The organism is Kitasatospora sp. NPDC056531 (assembly GCF_042794375.1).
Taxonomy (GTDB): Bacteria; Actinomycetota; Actinomycetes; order Streptomycetales; family Streptomycetaceae; genus Kitasatospora.
Window position 1 is genome coordinate 23,618 of sequence record NZ_JBHTTU010000025.1, and the last position, 19,164, is coordinate 42,781.

Here is a 19,164-nt window from a genome sequence, read left to right on the forward strand (position 1 = left end):
ACAAAAAACCCCTCGTGCCCAAGGGCATGCGAGGGGTGGCGCGTCGGTCTGTCACGAGCGGGGCGTGTGAGCCCACTCAGCCGACGCGCCCGCCAAGTACGAGAATTCGGGTGCGCATGGCAACGACCTTCCTCCTGACCGGGGTGGCGTGTCAAGCAGGTGGGATCACCGTCTCGCCATGCGGACTTGCCCCTGGACCGGCGACGGCACGGCGTTCGGGCAGGTCGGAGGCCCCGTGATCGGGCTGGGGAACTGCTTGGTGATCTACGACTCGACTTCCCGGGGCGTCCGTACAGCCACCCGTCCGGGTGTCCGCGGAAAGGCACCCGCGACGGGAGGAGTGCGAGCCGAGCGGCCTGGGCAGCGGGTAGCCGCGGCGGGCCAGCGCCCGGCGCAGCCGGGTCTCGTCCAGCGGCGGGGCGAAGGCCGAGCCCTGGGCCTGGCGGCAGCCCAGCTCCTGCAGCGCGGCGACCTGCCGGGGCAGGTCCACCCCCTCGGCGCCGGTGCTCATCCCGAGGTCGCGGCCGAGCCGCAGGGCGTGCCCGGCCAGGGTTCTGCTGAGCGCGGACTCGCCGAGGTCCTGGACCAGCGTGCGGTCCAGTCTGAGCCCGTCGAAGGGCAGCCGGGCGAGCGCCCCCAGCGAGCCGCTCCCGGCGCCGTAGCCGGCCAGCCAGGTGGAGACGCCGAGCCGGCGCAGCGCGGCCAGCCGGCGGCCGAGTTCGTCGGCGAGCGAGTCCGGACCCGTCCGGGCCACCTCGATCACCAGCTCGCCGGCCGGCAGTCCGCTGTCGCGCAGCGCCGCTACCACCGCCTCGTACAGGCCGGGCGAGCAGAGCCGCTGGGCGGAGAGCCGCACCGCCACCGGGACGCCGCGGCCGCGGCCGGACAGGGCGCGCCGGTCGGCGGCGGCCGCGACCGCCTCGTGCACCAGCCAGCGGGAGAACCGGGCGCCCGCGTCGCCGTGCTCGGCCGAACGCAGGAACTCGGCGGGGGTGAGCAGCAGGCCGCCCGCCGAGCGCCAGCGGGCCTGCGCCTCGACGCCGGTCACCGCGCCGCTGCCGAGGTCGACCAGGGGCTGGTGGAGCAGGGTGAAGCCGCCCTCCCGGACGGCCACCCGCAGCCGCTCCTCCAGCTCGCTGCGGCGCTCCAGGTCGGCCCGCATCGCCGGGGCGTAGAGCACCACCCGGCCCTTGCCCTCGGACTTGGCCCGGTACATCGCGAGGTCGGCGTTGCGCATCAGCTCGTCGGCCGCGGCTCTGGGGTCGGCGGCCGAGCCCCGCTCGGGGGTGCCGAAGGCGATGCCGATGCTGGCGGCGACGCCGAGCTCGGCGCCGCCGATCCAGTACGGGGCGGAGAGCGCGACCCGCAGCCGCTCGGCCAGCTCCTGGACCTGCAGCCGGCCGAGCGGGCCGCAGACCAGCGCGGCGAACTCGTCGCCGCCGAACCGGGCGACGGTGTCCCCGCAGCGCACCGCGCCCTGCAGCCGACGGGCGGCCTGCACCAGCAGTTCGTCGCCGACCTGGTGGCCGGCGGTGTCGTTGACGGCCTTGAAGCCGTCCAGGTCGAGGAAGAGCACCGCGATCCCGGCGCCCGTCCCGCCCTGCTGGCCGCGGGCGCCGAGGGCGCCGCGCAGCCGCTGGGTGAACAGCGCCCGGTTGGGCAGGTCGGTGAGCGGGTCATGGAAGGCGTTGTGCTGCAACTGGGCCTGGAGCATGACGCGTTCGGTGACGTCCCGACTGTTGAGCAGCAGGCCGTCGCGGTGCCGGCTGACCGTCGACTCGACGTGCAGCCACTCGCCGGCCCCGGAGCTGATCCGGCACTCCACCCGGGCCGAGGGCTCGGCGGTGCCCGGGGTGCGGTGGGCGGCGAGCCGCACCCGCGCGAGGTAGCGACGGACCTCGGAGAGCACCCGGTCCACGTCCTCGGGGTGGACCAGGTCCAGCAGGTTGCCGCCGACCAGCTCCTCCGGGTCCCGCCCGTAGACGCCGAGCGCGGCCGGGGAGACGTACGAGAGCACGCCGTTGGCCCCGGCGATCATGATGACGTCGCTGGACCCCTGCACCAGGGAGCGGAAGTGCGCCTCCTTGTGGCCGAGCTCCTGGGCCAGCGACAGGTTGTCGAGCAGCATCACGCCTTGCCTGAGGATCAGTGCCAGCCCGACGGTGCAGGCGGCCGCGGCCACCACCCGGTCCAACTCGCGCCCGCCGAGGGCGTTGTAGAGGATTCCGGCGGTGCACACGGCGGCCGCCGCGTACGGGGTGAGCGCGCTGAAGGTGGTGGCCACCCGGCGGCGCGGCAGGCCGCCGGCCGAGGGGTGCTCGCGCAGCGGACGGCGCCAGCGCGGGGACCACGGCGCCCAGGCGAGCAGCAGGCTGCCGGAGAACCAGCCGGCGTCCAGCAGTTCGCCGGAGTGGTAGTTGCTGCGCAGCTCCGGGGAGGTGAACAGGGCGTCGCACAGCACGGTGAGGGCGAGCGCGAGCATCGCGGTGTGCACGGCCGCCCGGTTGCCGTCCCGGCTGCTGAAGCGCAGGCCCACCACCAGGCTGACCAGCAGGATGTCCAGCACCGGGTAGGCCAGGCTGAGGGCGATGCGCAGCGGGGAGCCGTCCTCGCCGGCCGCGATCCGGCCGAGTGCCAGGCTCCAGCTGAGGGTGAACAGCGAGCCGGCGATCAGCCAGCCGTCGAGCAGCAGGCAGAGCCAGCCGGCCGCCGAGCGCGGGCGCTGGGCGAGCACCAGGACACCGATGATGGCGAGCGGGGCGAACAGCAGGAAGGCGTACTCGGCGAGCGAGTCCTGCGGCAGCGAGGTGCGCACGACCAGCTCGTACCAGCCCCAGGTGCCGTTACCGAAGGCGACCATGAGCGAGGAGAGGCCGAACAGCAGCCAGGCCGGGCGGGCGTGCCCGCCGACCGTGCAGCCGTACACCAGGCAGGACAGGGCGGCCGCGAGAGCCGCCGCGGCCAGGCCGAAGTCACCCATGAAGATGGAGAGTTGGCACGATCCCCAGCCGGCGGCCGCGCCCAGCGCGTAGGCCAGGCAGAGCCCGCCGAGGGCGAGGCCGGGCAGCGCGCGGCTCCCCAGGAGCCGACGCAGCGGGCCGCGTCGGGCGGGTGCCGGCGGGTCGACGGCGGACGTGTCGGTGGGCGGTACACCCGGCCGTCCGGCTCCGGGCAGCACCGTGTCGGTGGAGCTCACTCGGCCTCTCCCCCTCCGGCCCGGGGCCTGGCGCCCCGGCCACGGACCACCGGCCGCGCACCTCTCGGCCGTACGCGATGACCTGGCGCCCCGTCAGGACGGTGGCCCAGGGGGTGGGCGGCCTTCCGGTCGCCGCACCGCACCGATGCTCCCGATCGGGACCCTACACCAATTCCGTCACTCAATGACACGCACACTCAACTTAGAGTAATGGCGACAAGGCGGGTGGATGCACCCGATTCCGACGGATCGGCCCGGTTGGCAGCGGCGCGCGGGCGGGGGCTCACGCGGCGCGCACGGGAGCACGCGACGGCGCCCACCCGCCCGACCCGGGCCGCGCGCCGACCGTCCGGGCACGGTCGGCTTCCTGCGGTCTCAGCGGCCCGAGGGGGCCAGGTCGTCGGGGAACAGGCGCAGTCGGTGGGCCAGCGCGGCCGCCTCGCCGCGACCGCCGACCCCGAGCTTGCCCAGGATGTTGGACACGTGCACGCTCGCGGTCTTCGGGGAGATGTACAGCTCCTCGGCGATCTGCCGGTTGGTCCAGCCGCGCGCGAGCAACCGGAGCACGTCCCGCTCACGGGGGGTGAGGGCGAAGGAGTCCCCCGGGGCCCCGGTCGGCGCGGCCTCGGCGCCCGGGCGGCCGGCCGGGGCCAGGTTCAATCCGGCCCGCTCGGCCAGCGCGGTGATCTGCGAGCCCAGCGGCCGGTCACCCCGGGCGGCCGCCAGTTCGGCCGCCTCGCGCAGCAGTTCGGCCGCTGCCTCGCGCCGCCCGGCCCGCACCTCGGCCTCGCCGGCGCGCAGCAGGGCGAGCGCCAGCGGGTACGGCAGTGCGGCCGCCCGCAGCGCGGTGACCACCTCGGCCCACTGCCCGGGGGTGTCCGCCCCCCGGGCCCGGTCCAGTTCGGCCTCCAGCAGCCGGGCCCAGCCCTGGTGCAGCGGTGCCCGGGGGCGCAGTTCGGCGGCCGCCGCGGCGATCGCGGCCAGCGCCTCGGCCCGGCCCGCCTCGGCCTCGGGCAGGCCGAGGCTGTCCGCCTCCACCCCGGTGGCCTCCGCCAGCAGCGGGTAGACGTCGGACTCGTGGCCGATCCGCCCGTCCTCGGCGAGCGCGGCGAGCAGTTCGGCCCGGGCTTCCAGCGGCCGCCCGCCGTACGCGGCGACCCGCACCGCCAGCCGGCTGATCGGCACGCTGTGCTGGGCCTGGCCGACCCGGTTGGCCGCCCGGGCCTGGGCCAGCATGGTCGCCGCGGTGGGCAGGTCCCCCGCCAGCAGGGCGAGTTCGCCGCGCATCCGGTCCAGGAACTCGGCGTGGGTGCCGCTCAGGCTGCTCAGCTCGCAGGCGGAGAGCACCTCGTCGGCCTCCTGCACCCGACCGAGGTCGAGCAGCGCCTCGACCAGGTTGCCGGTCAGGATGGTGCCGACGTTGCGCAGCAGGCCGTTGCCGTCCGCGAAGTCCAGGCCCTCCCGGGCCAGCCGGACGGCCTCCTCGGCCCGGCCCAGCCCGCGCTGCGCGCTGGCCAGGTTGTTGATGCCGCGCAGCAGCAGGTCCGGCACGCCCAGCCGGCGGGCCGCGTCGACCGCCCCGACCAGCTCGGCCAGCCCGCCGTCGGCGTCGCCCTGGACGTCGTGGCGCAGGCTGCCGAGGGTCATCCGAGCGTGCACCTCGACCGAGTGCGCGCCGACCTGCTGGGCGATCCGGATCGCCCGCTCGGCCAGCTCGATGTGCTCGGGGCCGGCCTTCTTGAGCATCGCCGTCCCGGCGGCCAGCGCGAACACCTCGGCCTGCACGGCGGACGGCGACAGGTGGTCGACCAGCGCGTACGCGCGGGCGATCTCCTCGTCGTCCCCGGAGCGGCGCAGGTTGCCCAGCATCCGGGCCCGGTTGATCCGGAACCAGGCCGCGCGCACCGGGTGCTCGCTCTCGTCGACCAGCCGGATCCCGCGTTTGGCCAGGCTCAGGCCGCGCTCGCGGTCGCCGCAGCGCCGGGCCGCGACCACCGCCTCGGCCAGCACGTCGACCAGTTGGATCCGGTCGCAGTCCGCGTCGGCGGAGCTGTGGTCGCAGGAGCCGGGCGGGTAGGTCTCGGCCCAGTCGTACGGGCGCAGGGTGTGCGCCAGCACCTCCTCGGAGACCATGTCCCAGAGTTCCAGGGCGCGTTCCAGCAGGCCGAGCTGCTCGGCGAAGGCATTGCGGCGGCGGGCCGCGCGGGCGGCGTCCAGGGCGGTCGGCAGGGCTCGGGCCGGGTCGTGCGCCTGGTACCAGTAGTTGGCCAGGCGGGCGGGCAGCGCGTCACCGGGGACGAGGTGCGGCTGGGCCTCCACGGCGAGCGCGAACTTGCGGTTGATCCGGTGCCGTTCGCCGGGCAGCAGGTCGTCCGAGACCGCCTCGCGGACCAGCGCGTGGCGGAAGCGGTAGCCCTCGCCCTCGCTGTCCGGGCGCAGGATGTTGGCGCCGACGGCCGCCCGCAGCGCCTCGATCAGCGCCTCCTCGTCGTCGTCCAGGACGGCGGCCAGCAGGGCGTGTTCGACGTGCGAGCCGCCCTCGGCGGCGATCCGCACCACCCGCTGGGCCTCCTCGTCCAGACCCTCGACCCGGACCAGCAGGATGTCCCGCAGCGAGTCGGTCAGCCCGGCGCCGCAGCCGTCCTGGAAGGCGGTGGCCAACTCCTCGACGAAGAACGGGTTCCCCTCCGAGCGGCGGTGGATGCGGTCCACCAGCTGGCGGTCGGGGGCTGCGGTGCCGAGGATGCCGGCCAGCTGGGCGGCGACCTCGCGGCGGCGGAACCGCTCCAGCTCCAACCGCTGGACGGTGCGCAGCCGTTCGAGCTCGGCCAGGAAGGGGCGCAGCGGGTGGCGGCGGTGCAGGTCGTCGGTGCGGTAGGTGGCGACCAGCAGCACCCGGGAGCGGTGCAGGGTGCGCACCAGGAAGGCCAGCAGTTCGCGGGTGGAGCGGTCGGACCAGTGCAGGTCCTCGACGGCGAGGACGAGGGTACGCTCCGCGCCGAGCCGTTCGAACAGCCTCGCGGTGTGCTCGAACAGCCGGGCCCGGCTGTACTCGTCGTTGGGTTCGCCGTCCACCTCTCCGAATTCGGAGAGCAGTAGGGCGAGATGACCCTCGCTGCCGGCCGCGGCGGCCTCCAGTTCGGCGCCCAGCAAGCGGTGCAGCCGGCGCAGCGCGGCGGCCAGCGGCGCGTACGGCAGGCCCTCGGCGCCGACCTCCAGACAGCTGCCGAGCGTGATGACCGCTCCGCGGTCGCAGGCCCGCTGCAGGAACTCCTCCAGCAGCCGGGTCTTGCCGACGCCGGCCTCACCGCCGATCAGGACGGCCTGGGGGCTGCCGGTGCCCGCCCGGCGCAGCGCTTCGGTCAGTTCGGTGATCTCGCTGCCGCGGCCGACGAAGACGGGACTGACCGATATCTGCTGCATGGAGGCGAGCATGCCATAGCCGGTGGCGGCGGGAGGAGGGGTTATCTCCCCGGGCGAACGCCCGGACGCGGGCGTGGACGAGGGCGTGGAGGAAAGCCCGGAGGGGGAGGCGCTCCCCCGCGGCGCCTCCCCCTCCGGAACTCCCTCGGCACCGTCACGGTGCCGGACCGTCAGCATTCGGTCTGACGCACGGGGCGCCGCTGGAAGCGGGCGGCGACCGGGCGGCGGCGCAGGCGGAGCGCCTCCTTGGCCTCGCGGACCAGGCGCTCGTGTTCGGCGCGGGCCTCGAGCTCGTGGGCCTGCTGCTGGATGATCTCGTACTCGATCACTTCGGGTTCCCCTTTTGGGTTTCACTGCGTTTCGCTGTCGAGTAAGAGCTTCCTCCCCCAGGCGGGGGTGCCACATCGGGAGCGTGCCCGATCTTCCGGGGCCCGGATGCCTTAGATCGGGCCTGGAAAAAGGTTTAAGGCCCGGCCTCACCCCAATACGGAGGTGAGACCGGGCCTTAGGCCTTACTTAGAGGGCCTTAGATGCCTTAGATGCCTTAGGAAGGCAGGGTTGACAGCCTAGGAGCCCCTCAGGACTCAGGCAGCGCCCAGCTTCTCCAGGATCAAGTCCTTCACGCGGGCGGCGTCCGCCTGGCCGCGGGTGGCCTTCATGACCGCGCCGACCAGCGCGCCCACGGCCTGGACCTTGCCGTCGCGGATCTTGGCGGCGATCGCCTCGTTCTCGGCGATGGCCTGGTCGACGGCGGCACCCAGCGCGGAGTCGTCCGAGACCACGGCCAGGCCGCGCTTCTCGACGATCTCGTCCGGCTCGCCCTCGCCGGCCAGCACTGCCTCGATGACCTGGCGGGCCAGCTTGTCGTTCAGCTTGCCCTCGCCGACCAGCGCGGCGACCCGGGCGACCTGCGCCGGGGTGATCGGCTGCTCGGTCAGCTCGGTGCCGGTCTCGTTGGCACGACGGGCCAGCTCGCCCATCCACCACTTGCGGGCCTGGTCGGCCGGGGCACCGGCCGCGATGGTCTCCTGGATCGGCTCCACCGCACCGGCGTTGAGCACGGACTGCATGTCCTTGTCGGACAGCCCCCACTCGGCCTGCAGCCGGGCACGGCGCACCCGCGGCAGCTCCGGCAGGACGGCGCGCAGCTCCTCGACCCACTCGCGGGAGGGGGCCACCGGCACCAGGTCCGGCTCCGGGAAGTAGCGGTAGTCCTCGGCGTTGTCCTTGATCCGGCCCGAGGTGGTGGTGCCGTCGTCCTCGTGGAAGTGGCGGGTCTCCTGGACGATGGTGCCGCCGTCGGTCAGCACGGTGGCGTGCCGCTGGATCTCGAACCGGGCGGCCCGCTCCACGCTGCGCAGCGAGTTGACGTTCTTGGTCTCCGAGCGGGTGCCGAACGTCTCGGTGCCGTTCGGGCGCAGCGACAGGTTGACGTCGCAGCGCATCTGGCCCTTGTCCATCCGGGCCTCGGAGACGCCCAGCGAGCGGATGAGCTCGCGCAGCTCGGCGACGTACGCCCTGGCGACCTCGGGGGCGCGCTCGCCGGCGCCGGTGATCGGCTTGGTGACGATCTCGATCAGCGGGATGCCGGCCCGGTTGTAGTCGAGCAGCGAGTGGGTGGCACCGTGGATGCGGCCGGTCGCGCCACCGACGTGGCTGGACTTGCCGGTGTCCTCCTCCATGTGGGCGCGCTCGATCTCCACGCGGAAGGTCGAGCCGTCCTCCAGCTGCACGTCGAGGTAGCCGTTGAAGGCGATCGGCTCGTCGTACTGCGAGGTCTGGAAGTTCTTGGGCATGTCCGGGTAGAAGTAGTTCTTCCGCGCGAACCGGCACCACTCGGCGATCTCGCAGTTCAGCGCCAGGCCGATCTTGACGGCCGACTCCACGCCCACCGCGTTGACCACCGGCAGCGAGCCCGGCAGGCCCAGGCAGGTGGGGCAGGTCTGGCTGTTCGGCTCGGCGCCCAGCTCGGTCGAGCAACCGCAGAACATCTTGGTCTTGGTGCCGAGCTCGACGTGGACCTCAAGGCCCATCACCGGGTCGTAGGACGCGAGAGCGTCCTCGTAGGAGACCAGGTTCATGACGCTCACAGCGTCCCTTCTCACTTGAAGCTTGGGAGGTACGGGCCCGGCCGCCGCGTGGCGCGGGGCCGGGCCGGGGCGCTCAGCTCAGCCCAGCAGCACGTCGTCGGAGCCCAGCTGACGCAGCTCGCGCACCAGCAGGGCGGTGCCGGTGATCAGCGCGGCGGCGCCGACCAGGGCGTTGACCAGCTTGAGGGTGTCGCTCTCCTCGCGGGCCTTGCGGACGTCCTTGACGATGGAGATGGCGCCGAAGGCGCTGGTGCCGATGGACAGCCACAGCCCGGGCTTGCTGTGCTTCCACCCCTTCAAAGAGGCAGACTGGGCCTTCGCCTTCTCGATCTTGCTCACAGTGCCGGTACCTCCTCCAGCAGGGTGTGCCCCCACTTGTCGTTGAGTGCGGCCTCGACGGCGCCGCCCACGCGGTACAGGCGGTCATCCGCCATCGCGGGCGCGATGATCTGCAGGCCGACCGGGAGATTGTCCTCCGGGGCCAGGCCCACCGGCAGCGACATGGCCGCGTTGCCCGCCAGGTTCGACGGAATCGTGCACAGGTCGGCCAGGTACATCGCCATCGGGTCGTCGGCACGCTCGCCGATCGGGAAGGCGGTGGTCGGCGTGGTCGGCGAGACCAGCACGTCCACCCCGGCGAAGGCCGCGTCGAAGTCGCGCGAGATGAGCGTGCGCACCTTCTGGGCCGAGCCGTAGTAGGCGTCGTAGTAGCCGGAGGACAGGGCGTAGGTGCCCAGGATGATGCGGCGCTTGACCTCGTCGCCGAAGCCGGCCTCGCGGGTCAGCGCGGTGACCTCCTCGGCCGAGCGGCTGCCGTCGTCGCCGACCCGCAGGCCGTAGCGCATCGCGTCGAAGCGGGCCAGGTTGGAGGAGCACTCCGACGGCGCGATCAGGTAGTAGGCCGGCAGCGCCAGGGTGAAGGACGGGCAGGAGACCTCGACGACCTCGGCGCCCAGCTCGCGCAGCAGTTCCACCGACTCGTTGAAGCGCTGCATCACGCCGGCCTGGTAGCCCTCGCCGGCGAACTCCTTGACCACGCCGATCCGCATGCCGCGGACATCGCGCAGCTTCGCGGCCTCGACCACGGCCGGGACCGGCGCGTCGATCGAGGTGGAGTCCAGCGGGTCGTGCCCGGCGATGGCCTCGTGCAGCAGGGCCGCGTCCAGCACGGTGCGGGCGCACGGGCCGCCCTGGTCCAGGCTGCTGGAGAAGGCGACCAGGCCGTAGCGGGACACCGAGCCGTAGGTCGGCTTGACGCCGACGGTGCCGGTGACGGCACCGGGCTGGCGGATCGAGCCGCCGGTGTCGGTGCCGATCGCCAGCGGAGCCTCGAAGGCGGCCAGCGCGGCGGCCGAACCGCCGCCGGAGCCGCCGGGGATGCGGGTGAGGTCCCACGGGTTGCCGGTCGGGCCGTAGGCGGAGTTCTCGGTGGAGGAGCCCATCGCGAACTCGTCCATGTTGGTCTTGCCGAGAATGACGACGCCGGCGTCCTTGAGACGGCTGGTCAGCGTGGCGTCGTACGGCGGGATCCAGCCCTCGAGCATCTTGGAGCCGCAGGTGGTCGGGATGCCCTTGGTGGTGAAGACGTCCTTCAGCGCCAGTGGGACGCCGGCCAGCGGGCCCAGCTCCTCGCCCTTGGCACGCTTCTCGTCGACGGCCTTGGCGGCGTTCAGCGCGCCCTCGGTGTCGACGTGCAGGAAGGCGTTGACCTTCTTGTCGACGGCCTCGATGCGGTCCAGGTGTGCCTGGGCCACCTCGACGGCGGACACCTCGCCCTTGGCGATGGCGGCGGCGGTCTCAGCCGCGGTGTAGCGAATCAGCTCGGTCATCTCGGTCAGTCCTCCCCGAGGATCTGCGGCACACGGAAACGCTGCTCCTCGGCGGCGGGGGCGCCGGACAGCGCCTGCTCCGGGGTGAGCGACGGCCGCACCTCGTCCGCGCGCATGACGTTGGTCAGCGGCAGCGGGTGGGAGGTCGGCGGGACGTCCTGTCCGGCGACCTCGGAAACGCGGGCGACCGCGCCGATGATCACGTCGAGCTGCTCGGCGAAGTGGTCCAGCTCTTCGGGCTTCAGCTCAAGACGCGACAGCCGGGCGAGGTGGGCGACCTCCTCGCGCGTGATGCCAGGCATGCAGCGATCCTCAGGGTGAGTTCTGGTGAGACCCGGCGTCGCCTTCGGCGGTGCCGGGCCCGGGCAGGAGCAGCCGGGTTCGGCGCTCCGTCCTCGTGGTCTTTGGACCCCATCCTATGGGGCCCGGCCCGGCCACCTTCCAACGAGTTACGGTGCGCCCCCGTCAACACGGGCGGCGCGGCGCCCCGAGGCGCGGCTACTGCGGCCTGGTGCGGGCCCAACCCTGGGCGCCGGGCGCCTTGATCTCCAGCTGCGCGGCCTGCAACGGCTGGCTGCAGGGCACGGCCCGGACGGCCGGTGGCAGTACGGGCGGGAGCGTCGGCGGCAGCACCGGGGGCAGCGGGGTGGGCATCACGGTGGGCAGCGGTGTGGGCAGCGGGGTGGGCTGGGCGACCGGCGGAGCGACCGGCTTGATGATCGACGGGAGCTGCGGCGGGGCGCCGAGGCGCTCCACCGGCGGGGCGGATGTGGTGCGGTGCACCCGCAGCCAGGCGGTGGCCTGCTCGGCGGGCAGTGCGGCCGACACCAGCCAGCCCTGGACGGCGTCCACGCCCATGCGGTGCAACCGCTCCCAGGTCTCGTCGTCCTCGACGCCCTCGGCCACCACGGTCAGGCCGAGCGAGTGGGCGAGCTCCACCGAGCAGCGCACCACCGCCGCGTCGTGGTCGTCGGCGACCATCCGGGAGACGAAGGAGCGGTCGATCTTCAGCTCGCCGACCGGCAGGCTGCGCAGCCGCACCAGCGAGGAGTGTCCGGTGCCGAAGTCGTCCAGGGACATCCCGACGCCGTAGCCGCGCAGCTCGGCCAGGGTGTCGGCGGCCCGCCGGGAGTCGTCCAGCAGCAGCCGCTCGGTGATCTCCAGCTGGAGCGCGTGGGCCGGCACCTGGTGGCGGACGAGGTGTCCGGCGACGCGCTGGGCGAAGCCGGGGTTGAGCACGTCGCGCGGCGAGACGTTGACCGCGACCTGCACCTGCAGGCCCATGTCGCGCCAGTAGGCGAGCTGGCCGACGGCCGCCTCCAGCACGTAGTCGGTGAGCCGGGGCATCAGGCCGCTGGACTCGGCGAGCCCGACGAACTCGTCCGGCGAGACCCTCCCCTGCCCGGGCCGCTCCCAGCGCAGCAGCGCCTCCAGGCCGACCACCCGGCCGTCGAAGGCCACCTTCGGCTGGTAGTGCAGCTGCACCTCGCCGGTCTCCAGGGCCCGGCGCAGGTCCCCGAGCAGCCCGATCCGGTACGGGGTGTCGGCGTCCTGGGTCTCGTCGTACTGGGCGACGCCGCTGCACTCGCGCTGGGCGTGGCCCATCGCCACGTCGGCGCGGCGCAGCAGCGACTCGGCGTCCTGGGCGTCCTGCGGGTAGACGCAGACTCCGGCGCTGGCCTCCAGAACCAGCAGCAGGCCGTCCAGGCGGATCGGCGCGGCGAGTTCGGCGATCAGCGCCTTGGCCACCCGCTCCAGGCTGTCCGGGCAGTTGATGCCGGGCAGCAGCACGGCGAACTCGTCGCCGCCCATCCGCGCCACCATCGGGCGGCCGCGCCGGTAGTGCCGGGGCAGGCCGACGAAGACGTCGTCGATGGACTCGCGGGTGGCGCTGCCGGCCGTGCCGCCGGAGCGCAGCGCGCGGTGGAGTCGGCGGGCGATGTGAACCAGCAGCCGGTCACCAGCCGTGTGTCCTAGTGTGTCGTTGAGTGATCGGAACCGATCGAGGTCGAGCAGGATGAGACCGACGCTGTAGCCCTCCTCGCGCTCCGCGATCGCCTCCTGGGCGGCCAGCAGCAGGGCCTGACGGTTGGGCAGGTCCGTCAGCGGGTCGGTCAGCTGGTCGCGGGCGCGGTCCCGGGCGATCCGCCAGGCGGCCACCAGCACCGCCAGCGGCACCGCGAACAGCGGCAGCAGTTCGGGTTCGTACCGGTAGACCAGGACGGCCAGCGGGATGAGCGGCGCGGCTCCGGCCAGCAGCACGCCGAGCAGCAGGACCGCACCCGCCACCCCCTGCGGCGGGCGCGTGGGCGCGCCGCCGGTCGTACGATCCATAAGCCCTGTCCTCCGTCGGGCCCGCCCCCGTCAGGCCGCCTTACGGTGAGGCACCGCGCTGGTACCGACAGCTGCCGGGCATGGAGCGACCCCGAGGAGCCCCGGCTCAGCCGGTGCCCCCACCCCTGCTGACACTCTGTTGCGCTCCAGGGTATGCCGGGGTCCACCCGGTGGGCAGACTTTCGGACAACCGGAAACGCGCCACCGCGCCCGGGTGTCGCACAGTGACACAATTCCCGCTTTCACTGGACGACACCCGGTGACGCTGCATCAGGACGATAACAACACGGATCAGGGCACCGGCCGCTCGGGGCGGCCTCGAATCAGCCCTCGGCGGGCGCCTCCTGCGGCTCGACGACCCCCTCCGGCTCCGGAAGTCCCAGGTGGGCGCGGGCGGCCGACGGTCCGTCGGCGAGCAGGACGACGAAGCCCGCATCATCCAGCACCGGCAGTCCGAGCTGAACGGCCTTGTCGTACTTGGATCCCGGGTTGTCACCCGCGACCACAAAATCGGTCTTCTTCGAAACCGAGCCGGTCACCTTCGCTCCGCGCGAGGTCAGCGCCTCCTTGGCGCCGTCCCGGGTGTGCCCGGCCAGGGTGCCGGTGACGACCACGGTCAGGCCCTCCAGCGGGCGCTCCGCCTCCTCCTCGTCCGCGAACTCCTCGGTGAAGCTGACACCGGCGGCGCGCCACTTCTCCAAGATGCCGCGGTGCCACTCCTCCTGGTACCACTCGACCACCGACCGGGCGATGATCGGCCCGACCCCCTCGACCGCGGCCAGTTCCTCCTCGGTGGCCGAGAAGATCCGGTCCAGGTCACGGAACTCCCGGGCCAGCTCCTGGGCCGCGACCGGGCCCACGTGCCGGATCGAGAGGCCGTTGAGGAACCGCCAGAGCGGGCGGTCCTTCACCTTGTCCAGGTTCTCCAGCAGCACACTGGCCGTCTTCTTGGGCTCGCCCTTCTGATTGGCGAAGAAGGTGGCCTCCTTCTCCTTGCCGGTGCGGTCGTCCAGCTTGGGCATGCCCGTCTTCTGGTCGCGCACCAGCACCTTGATCGGCAGCAGCTGCTCCATCGTCAGCCCGAAGATGTCGCCCTCGTCCTTCACCGGCGCCTCGGCCGGCGCCAGCGGCTGGGTCAGCGCGGTGGCCGCGACGTAGCCGAGGCCGTCGATGTCCAGCGAGGAGCGGCCGCCGAGGAAGGCGATCCGCTCGCGGATCTGGGCCGGGCAGAACTGGGCGTTGGGGCAGCGCAGGTCGATGTCGCCCTCGGACATCGGGCGCAGCTCGGCCCCGCACTCGTGGCAGTGCGAGGGCATCACGAACTCCTGCTCAGTGCCGTCCCGCAGGTCTTCCACCGGCCCGAGGATCTCCGGGATCACGTCACCGGCCTTGCGCAGCACGATGGTGTCCCCGAGCAGCACGCCCTTGGCCTTGACGACCTCCTGGTTGTGCAGCGTCGCGTACTGGACCATCGAGCCGGCCACCTTCACCGGCTCGGCCAGCACCGCGTACGGGGTGGCCCGGCCGGTGCGGCCGATGCCGACCTTGATCTCGGCGAGCTTGCCGGTGACCTCCTCCGGCGGGTACTTCCAGGCGATCGCCCAGCGCGGGGACTTGGAGGTGGAGCCGAGCCGGCCCTGCAGGGCGATCTCGTCCACCTTGACGACCACGCCGTCGATCTCGTGCTCGACCGAGTGACGCTGCTCGCCGAAGTACTTGATGAACGCCCGCACCTCGTCGAGGGTCTTGACCACCTTGTTGTGCCGGGCCGTCGGCAGGCCCCACCCGCGCAGCAGGTCGTAGGCGTGCGACTGGCAGTCGATGTCGAAGCCGACCCGGGCGCCGATGCCGTGCACCACCATGTGCAGCGGGCGGGAGGCGGTGACGTGCGGGTCCTTCTGGCGCAGCGAACCGGCGGCGGCGTTGCGGGGGTTGGCGAACAGCTTGAGAAGGGCCTGCGGGCGCTTGCCCTCCTTGGCGCGTGCCTCGTTCTCCGCCTTGCGGCGCTCGTTCTCCGCGGCGAGCGAGCCGTTCAACTCCTCGAAGGCCTCGGTGGGCAGGTAGACCTCGCCGCGGATCTCGACCAGCTCGGGGACGTCGTCGCCCTCGAGCCGGTGCGGGATCTCCTTGATGGTGCGGACGTTGGCGGTGATGTCCTCACCGACCCGGCCGGTGCCCCTGGTCGCGGCGAGCACCAACTCCCCGTGCTCGTACGTGAGGTTGACCGCCAGGCCGTCCACCTTGAGTTCGCACAGGTAGTGGTAGTCGATGCCCGCCAGCTCCCGGGCTACCCGCTCGGCCCAGGCGGCGAGCTCGTCGTCGTCCATGGCGTTGTCCAGGCTGAGCAGGCGCTCCCGGTGCTCGACCTTGGTGAAGCCCTCCGCGACGTCGCCGCCGACCTTCTGGGTCGGCGAGTCCGGGGTGATCAGGGCCGGGTGCTCGGCCTCGATCGCCTCCAGCTCGCGCATCAGCGTGTCGAACTCGGCGTCGCTGACGATCGGAGCGTCCTGCTCGTAGTACCGGGCCCGGTGGTCGGTGATATCCGCCGCCAGTTCGGCGTGCCGCCTGCGCACCTCCGCCGGGATGTCCTCCCAGCCCTCGACAGCCGTCACCGCAAGCCCTCCTACGTTCTCATTCCGGGTTGTCCACCAGGCTCCGTGCCGCCCGCTCGGCGAGCGACAGCGCCTTGCGCGCGTACGCCGGGGAGGCCCCGGCCAGCCCGCAGGTCGGTGTCACCAGCACGCGGCGGCCCAGCAGCTCCGGGGCGAACCCGAGCCTGCGCCACAAGGTCCTGACACCCTGGACACTACCGGCCGGGTCCGACACCGCCTGGTCAGTGGAGGGGACGACACCCGCGAGGATCGTCGTGCCCGCCTCGACCGCCTCGCCGAGGTCGTCGTCCTGGCGCTCGCTGAGGAGCGAGAAGTCGAGTGAGATCCCGGCGACTCCGGCGCGCCGCAGCAGCGGGACCGGGACGTCCGGAGCGCAGCTGTGCACGACCACGGGCGCGTCCAGGCCGCGGATCAGCTCCCGCAGCACCTCCTCGGCGATCTGCCGGTCGACGGCGCGCAGCCGCTGGAAGCCGCTCGCGGTCTTCACCCGGCCCGCGAGGACGGCGGGCAGCGAGGGCTCGTCCAGCTGGAGGACGAGTTGTGCGCCCGGGACGCGCTTGCGGACCTCCGCGAGGTGGCGGCGCAGGCCCTCGGTGAGCGAGCCGGCGATGTCCCGGCAGGCGCCGTGGTCGGCGAGCGCCTTCTCGCCGTGCTTGAGCTCGATGCTCGCCGCCAGCGTCCACGGGCCGACGGCCTGGACCTTCAGCGCGCCCTGGTGGCCCTGGGTGAACTCCTCCAGCGCGTCCAGGTCCTCGCCGAGCCAGGAGTGGGCGCGCCGGGTGTCCCGGCCGGGGCGGTCGGCGAAGCGCCAGCCGCTGGGCTCGGTCTGCGCGAACAGCTCGACCAGCAGGCCGGCGCTGCGGCCGATCATGTCGGCGCCCGGGCCGCGCGCGGGCAGCTCGGGCAGGAACGGCAGCTGCTCCAGCGCCCCGGTGGAGGTCTTGGCGGCCTCGCGGGCGTCGGTGCCGGGCAGCGAGCCGACGCCGGTCGCGGCGCCGCGCAGGTCGGGGAAGGGGTGTGGAGTGCTCACCTGTCCGAGCCTACTCATGCGGACGGCCCCGGTGCCGAGCGCGGGGCTCAGGACCGGGGCCGTCGACTGGGGACCGGGGTCAGTACCCCTGGTAGCCGAACTCGTCGACCACGAGGTGCAGCGGGGCGCCGCTCGCGTTGTAGAGCGAGACCTTGCCGTCCTTGACCGGGACCACGACCTGGTTCGGGATGGTCTCCCCCGGGAGGAAGTTCAGGTTCGACGCGTCCGGCAGGGCGTCACCGTGCGGGTAGACGGTCAGGTGGCCCTGGGCGCCCGGCTCGGTGACGGTCACGTTCAGGGTCACCGCCGTGGCCAACGGGAGGTCGCCGATCGGGATGTCCAGGGTGCCCCAGGCCGGGACGGTGCCCGCCGGACGCATGCCCTCCTCCCAGGAGGTGTTCTCACGGGTGTCGACGAGCCGGTACGGCCCCCAGGCGTGGTAGGAGACCTTGCCGTCGATGGCGTAGTAGCCGGCGAGGTCGGCGATCACGTGCACGGTGCCGCCCGAGGCGTTGTAGAACGACACCTTGCCGTCCTTCACCGGCACCGTCACCAGGTTCGGAATCGTCCGGCCCGCAACCCAGTTCAGGTTGGAGGCGGTCGGGACCGCGTCACCGTGCGGGTAGACGGTGAGGTGGCCGTCCTGCTGCGGCTCGGTCACCGTCACGTTCATCGTCACCGCCGTCACGCCCGACGCCGGAACCCCCGCCACGCCGGCCACCGGCAGATCGACGGTGCCCCAGGCGGGCACGGCCTGCGCCACCGGGACACCGATCGGCTGACGGGTGTCCAGCAGACGCGTCGGGCCCTGGGCGTGGAACAGCGAGCCCTTCGGGCTGTAGTAGCCCTCCAGGTCGGCGATCACGTGCACGGTGCCACCGGAAGCGTTGTAGAAGGAGACCTTGCCGTCCTTCACCGGCACCGTCACCAGGTTCGGAATCGTCCGGCCAGCCACCCAGTTCAGGTTGGAGGCGGTCGGCAGCGCGTCACCGTGCGGGTAGACCGTCAGGTGCCCGTCCTGCTGCGGCTCGGTCACCGTCACGTTCATCGTCACCGCCGTCACGCCCGACGCCGGAACCCCCGCCACACCGGTCACCGGAAGGTCGACGGTGCCCCATGCCGGAACGGGCTGCGCCACCGGGACACCGATCGGCTGACGGGTGTCCAGCAGACGCGTCGGACCGGCCGGGGTGAAGGCGCTGCCGACGTACTGATCCTCCCACGCGCCGCGGTCACGGAAACCGCTGCCCGTACCGGTGTTGGGCACCATGGGGTTGTCCACCGGAGCGTAGCCGCCACGGTCGGTCGGCAGCATGCCCGGAGCGTTCTCGTCGGCCGAGTCGATGGTGTGGTCGACCGGCGCGTTCGGCCCCTTCGGCACGTAGGTCAGGTCGACGAAGTCGTGCGAGCCCTGACCGGTGTTCGCGGTGAACTGGTTCTGGGTGGCGAAGTTGGCACCGGCCCAGCTGTAGGCCGCACCGCCGCTGCGCGGGTCGATCACGTTGTAGTCGACCTTGGTGCCCGCGGTGGCGTTCGCCGCGACACTGATCCCGGTGGCGTTGGCCGGGGTGGCGCAGGCCGCGTTCTGGTTCTGCGCGGTGTTCACCACGTTGTTCTCGACCACCGCACCGGTCGACGTGCCGTCCAGCACGATCCCGTTGAAACAGGGCGAGTTGATGGTGTTGGCCACCACGACGGTGTTCGGCGCGTCCTTGACCAGGATGCCGGTCATGTTGTCGACGCTGTTGGGCTGGATCTCGTTGGTGGTCAGGACGGTCCCGGTGGAACCGCCGTCGACCTGGAGTAGCGGGCCGGGCGCGTAGGCGAAGTCTCCGCGGGCCCAGGTCACCTTGTCGGAGGCATTGGTGATCTTGACACCGCCGCCCCAGGCCGAGATGTGGGTGAACGTGATGTCGTGCCCACCGTCGACGATGACGGACGGCCGCTGGTAGCTCTCCAGCGACAGGTTCTCGAACCGGAGGTGGTCGGCGCCCTTTACCACGAGGGCGCTGTCCGGGTGGTTCGGCGCCCCGCCGGAGAGGATCGCCTGACTGCCCGCCGAGTACTGCTGGACCGGGCCGCGGAAGGTGATCGGGGCGTCGGCGGTGCCGGAGTGGGTCACGGTCACCGCGAAGCCGTTGTAGGCACCCCCGGCGATCTCGACCGTCTGCCCCGGCTGCACGACCGCTGCGGCCGCGCCGACGGTGCAGAACGGCGCGGCCTGGGTGCCGGTGCCACTGTCGGTGCAGTTGGCACCCGCGGCGTTGTTGACGAAGAGCGTGGTACCCGCCGCGGCCGCACCGCTCGCACCGACAGCCGGCAGACCGACCATCCCGACGAGCAGCGCGCCGACGGTCAGCGCGGTCCGGGTTCTGGAAATGGGAGCCCCCCTGGGCATGTTCTCAGCGTGAAAGACGCTTTGCGACCCTCCACTGTCCGAACACGACCGAACGGAGGGCGGAGCGGATCATTCCACAGCCAAGGGGGCCTCGCCAACGCGGATTTCACCGGCCTTGGGCCTGCACACGAACGGCCCCCGGTGCCGAGCGCGGAGCTCGGGAACAAGGGAGCGCGGGGGGGCGGGAAAGGGGGGCGGCCCCACCGGCGGCGGAAACTTTGGCCACAAGGGGGAGAGGGGAGAAGATCCAGT

10 protein-coding genes and 1 pseudogene are annotated in these 19,164 nt (G+C 72.7%); all 11 read right to left on the reverse strand.

The annotated features are described in order from the left end of the window. Positions 1-151 precede the first annotated feature (151 nt). Positions 152-3,094, reverse strand: a complete 2,943-nt coding sequence (locus ACFQ87_RS21640) for a putative bifunctional diguanylate cyclase/phosphodiesterase (protein WP_380612480.1) — start codon at positions 3,092-3,094, stop codon at positions 152-154. 477 nt (positions 3,095-3,571) lie between these two features. Then, positions 3,572-6,619 carry an AAA family ATPase gene (locus ACFQ87_RS21645; protein WP_380612422.1) on the reverse strand — a complete coding sequence of 1,016 codons (3,048 nt, stop codon included), beginning with the start codon at positions 6,617-6,619 and terminating at the stop codon, positions 3,572-3,574. 170 nt (positions 6,620-6,789) lie between these two features. After that, the gene (locus ACFQ87_RS21650; RefSeq protein WP_380612423.1) at positions 6,790-6,948 is read right to left on the reverse strand and encodes a hypothetical protein; all 159 of its coding nucleotides are present in this window, start codon (positions 6,946-6,948) and stop codon (positions 6,790-6,792) included. Positions 6,949-7,203: 255 nt separating this feature from the next. Next, complete coding sequence (gene gatB / locus ACFQ87_RS21655) at positions 7,204-8,709, reverse strand: Asp-tRNA(Asn)/Glu-tRNA(Gln) amidotransferase subunit GatB (RefSeq protein ID WP_380612424.1); 1,506 nt, start codon at positions 8,707-8,709, stop codon at positions 7,204-7,206. A gap of 78 nt (positions 8,710-8,787) precedes the next feature. After that, positions 8,788-9,048: a hypothetical protein gene (locus ACFQ87_RS21660; protein WP_270143852.1), complete on the reverse strand. Its 261-nt coding sequence runs from the start codon at positions 9,046-9,048 to the stop codon at positions 8,788-8,790. Continuing rightward, positions 9,045-10,538 carry an Asp-tRNA(Asn)/Glu-tRNA(Gln) amidotransferase subunit GatA gene (gatA, locus tag ACFQ87_RS21665; protein ID WP_380612425.1) on the reverse strand — a complete coding sequence of 498 codons (1,494 nt, stop codon included), beginning with the start codon at positions 10,536-10,538 and terminating at the stop codon, positions 9,045-9,047. The genes ACFQ87_RS21660 and gatA overlap by 4 nt, the downstream gene beginning before the upstream one ends. Before the next feature lie 5 nt (positions 10,539-10,543). Beyond that, complete coding sequence (gatC, locus tag ACFQ87_RS21670) at positions 10,544-10,840, reverse strand: Asp-tRNA(Asn)/Glu-tRNA(Gln) amidotransferase subunit GatC (protein WP_030057414.1); 297 nt, start codon at positions 10,838-10,840, stop codon at positions 10,544-10,546. 196 nt (positions 10,841-11,036) lie between these two features. Further along, positions 11,037-12,809 (reverse strand): annotated as a pseudogene (locus tag ACFQ87_RS21675) (putative bifunctional diguanylate cyclase/phosphodiesterase); the annotation flags it as partial. A 386-nt stretch (positions 12,810-13,195) separates the two neighbouring features. Further along, a complete protein-coding gene (gene ligA, locus ACFQ87_RS21680; RefSeq protein ID WP_380612426.1) occupies positions 13,196-15,484 on the reverse strand; it encodes an NAD-dependent DNA ligase LigA in 2,289 nt (762 codons plus the stop codon). A gap of 19 nt (positions 15,485-15,503) precedes the next feature. Beyond that, positions 15,504-16,514, reverse strand: a complete 1,011-nt coding sequence (locus ACFQ87_RS21685) for a methionine synthase (RefSeq protein ID WP_380612427.1) — start codon at positions 16,512-16,514, stop codon at positions 15,504-15,506. 79 nt (positions 16,515-16,593) lie between these two features. Next, on the reverse strand, positions 16,594-18,912 hold the full coding sequence (locus tag ACFQ87_RS21690) for a right-handed parallel beta-helix repeat-containing protein (protein ID WP_380612428.1): 2,319 nt from the start codon (positions 18,910-18,912) through the stop codon (positions 16,594-16,596). Between the last annotated feature and the right edge of the window lie 252 nt (positions 18,913-19,164).